Origin of the sequence: Piscicoccus intestinalis NBRC 104926 (assembly GCF_001515525.1) — a bacterium.
Taxonomy (GTDB): domain Bacteria; phylum Actinomycetota; class Actinomycetes; order Actinomycetales; family Dermatophilaceae; genus Kineosphaera; species Kineosphaera intestinalis.
This window is the reverse complement of sequence record NZ_BCNQ01000030.1, coordinates 1-2,928: the sequence shown is the minus strand read 5'-3', so window position 1 is coordinate 2,928 and position 2,928 is coordinate 1. Positions and strand designations below refer to the sequence as shown.

3 protein-coding genes, 1 tRNA gene and 1 pseudogene are annotated in these 2,928 nt (G+C 73.0%); 4 read left to right on the top strand and 1 reads right to left on the bottom strand.

Annotation, left to right across the window (positions count from 1 at the left end):
- Positions 1-107: 107 nt before the first annotated feature.
- Entirely contained in the window at positions 108-1,217 is a 1,110-nt protein-coding gene (locus tag PINTE_RS07140; protein WP_084343342.1) for an adenosine deaminase, read from the bottom strand.
- Between the two features lie 95 nt (positions 1,218-1,312).
- Here PINTE_RS07140 and PINTE_RS07135 point away from each other — a divergent pair, with 95 nt between their 5' ends.
- The 4 genes and pseudogenes from PINTE_RS07135 to PINTE_RS07120 all read left to right on the top strand — a co-directional run.
- Complete coding sequence (locus tag PINTE_RS07135) at positions 1,313-1,981, top strand: cyclase family protein (RefSeq protein WP_068427922.1); 669 nt, start codon at positions 1,313-1,315, stop codon at positions 1,979-1,981.
- A 193-nt stretch (positions 1,982-2,174) separates the two neighbouring features.
- Positions 2,175-2,247: transfer RNA gene (locus tag PINTE_RS07130), tRNA-Trp, on the top strand.
- Between the two features lie 125 nt (positions 2,248-2,372).
- A complete protein-coding gene (gene secE / locus PINTE_RS07125; protein WP_068427919.1) occupies positions 2,373-2,639 on the top strand; it encodes a preprotein translocase subunit SecE in 267 nt (88 codons plus the stop codon).
- 69 nt (positions 2,640-2,708) lie between these two features.
- A pseudogene (locus PINTE_RS07120) lies at positions 2,709-2,928 on the top strand (hypothetical protein); the annotation flags it as partial.

Below are 2,928 nucleotides of genomic sequence, written 5' to 3'. Positions count from 1 at the left end.
CGCCCCGACGGGCCACGGCGACGCCCCCGAGCGGGTCCGCGCCGGCGTGACGGTCGCGCGGGTCATGCGGGCCGGGCGCTGGCTCGACGACGAACGGGCGTGAGCGACTAGCGCGCCGCCGGCTCCACGGCGGACCCCTCCCGAGCCCCGGTGGCTGCGCGCCCCTCGGTGACCTCGGTGCCGTCCGACGCCTCAGGCGTCTCCAACCAGCGGTCGACACCGGCGAGCAGGCGCTGCCGCACCGACTCCGGGGCGCGGCTGCCCTCGATCGAGCCGCGCGCCAACCCGGCGAGGGCCTCGTCGTCGAATCCGTGGGCGGTGCGGGCGATCTCGTACTGGTCGGCGAGGCGGCTGCCAAACAGCAGCGGGTCGTCGGCGCCGAGTGCGATGCGGGCCCCGGCGTCGGCGAGGGTGCGCAGCGGCACCTCGCCCGGCGCGTGATAGACGCCGAGCGCGACGTTCGAGCCGGGGCACACCTCGAGCGTCACGTCGTTGGCGACGACGTGCTCGAGCACGGCCGGGTTCTCGACGCTGCGCACCCCGTGACCGATGCGGTCGGGGTGCAGCTCGTCGAGCACCTGCTCGACGTGCCCGGCTCCGAGCAGCTCGCCGCCGTGCGGCACGCTGGCCAGCCCGGCGTTCGCGGCGATCCGGAAGGCGTGCGCGAAGTCGGCGGTGTCGCCGCGTCGCTCGTCGTTGCTCAGCCCGAATCCGACGACCTGCCCGGGCCCGTCGCCGGCGTGGTGCGCGGCCAGGCGCGCGAGGGTGCGCGCGTCGAGCGGGTGCCGGGTGCGGCTGGCGGCGACGACGATGCCGACGCCGATGCCGTGCCGTTCGCCCGCGGCCCGGGCCTCGTCGAGCACGATCTCCAGGGCCGGGGTGAGGCCCCCGACGAACGGCGCGTAACTCGTCGGATCCACCTGTAGCTCAAGCCAACCCGAGCCCTCGGCGGCGTCGTCGGCGGCGGCCTCGTCGACGATCCGGCGCATGTCGGCCTCCCCGCGCACGCACGCCCGGGCCGCGTCGTAGAGCCGCTGAAACCGAAACCAGCCGCGGACCTCGGCGTCGCCGAGATCGGGGGGCCAGTTCTCGATGAGCGCCCGGGGCAGCCGCACGCCGTGCGAGGCGGCCATCTCCTCCAGCGTCGCCAGACGCATCGACCCGGTGAAGTGCAGGTGCAGGTGGGCCTTGGGAAGCGTGTGCACCGGTCGCGTCATCGCTCCAGTGTCACACCCGCCCGCACGGCCCCCGCGCACCCTCGGGTCGCCCGGGTGCGTTTGACTGGTCGAAAGACCCAGGCAGGGAGGCAGCCATGCGCATCGAGCGGATCGTGGATCTCAGCCGCCCGATCGGGTCGCAGACCGTGGTCTACCCCGGCGACCCGCCCGTGCGCCTGAGGCCGGTCGCGACGATCGAGCGCGACGGCTTCAACGTGCTCGACGTGGGCCTCGGGAGCCAGTCCGGCACGCATGTCGACGCGCCGTACCACTGCCGAGCCGACGCCGCGCGCATCGACGAGCTGCCGTTGCAACGCTTCGTCGGGCCGGGCGTCGTCATCGACGCCCGCGACCGGCGCCCGCGCGAAGCGATCGGCCCCGACGCGCTGGCGCCCTACGAGGCCGACCTGACGCCCGGGGTGATCGCGGTGCTGCGCACCGGCTGGGCCGAGCACTACGGCACCGACAGGTACTTCGACCACCCCTACTTGCACAGAGAAGCGTGCGAACGGCTGCTCGCGCGGGGCGTGACGACGATCCTCGTCGACGCGCCCAGCCCCGACGAGACGCCCGACGGCGATCACCCGGGCGAGGGCTACCCGTGTCACCGGCTCGTCGCGGCCGCCGGGGGAGTGGTCGGCGAGAACCTCTGCGGGCTCGAGCGCATCGACTGGCCCGACCCGCTCATCAGCGTGCTGCCGATCCGCCTGGAGGCGGCCGACGGCGCCCCCGTGCGCGCCGTCGCCCTGCGCATGACGCTCTGAGCGGCCCGCCGCCACCGCCGGCCTGGCGCGACGTCACGCCGACACCAGGCCCCGCCCCGGCGATGCGAGTTGGCTTTGGCCACCGCCCGTCACGTATGCTCTTCCACTGGATGACGCATCGACGCTGCGCCGCGGCATGCGCTGCGCGACCCACCCCGGTCGCCGCGCAACGCCCGCAACGCCGGTCATCCGTAGGGCAGTGGCTCAATTGGTAGAGCACCGGTCTCCAAAACCGGCGGTTGGGGGTTCGAGTCCCTCCTGCCCTGCGTAGTCACAGTTGTGGAGATGTCAGTCGACGAGGAGTCACGCCGCGACCACCAGCCAGGCCACCTCGAGGTCTCGTGAAGGTTCGCGGAGGCCGCAGGCCATCGACTCGGTTGGGAGAGGGCGCGTGAGCGACCAGCGGACCGCACGCCGCGGGGCGCGATCGGCCTCCGGAGGCACCTCCGGTGGCAACGTCTTCCGGCGCTTCTTCTCGGCCATCGCGCTGTTCCTCACCCAGGTGCTGGACGAGATGCGCAAGGTGGTGCGCCCGACCCGCGAGGAACTGACGACGTACACGATCGTCGTCATCTTCTTCGTCACCGTCGTGATGCTCTTCGTCTTCGGGCTCGACACGCTGTTCACCCGTCTCGTGTTCTGGGTGTTCGCGGGCTGATCGCCCGCGACACCGTTCCGGTGCGTCGAACAGCCCCGGAAGCCGTCATTTGAGGAAGTAGGTCACCCCGTGTCTCAGCAGGACAGCCCCGACATTCGCGGGCTCGATGAGGAGGGCGTCGTCGAGCCCACCGCCGAGCAGCTCGCCGCCGAGGCGCCCGAAGTGTCGCCGGCGCCGGCCGGTTCGGAGGCCGACCCGCAGTCCCTCTCCGACGACGACCAGCCGCAGCGCGAGACCGAGACGGTCCTCGAGGGCGTGGAGCCGGAACCGGAGGAGCTGGAGCAGGAGG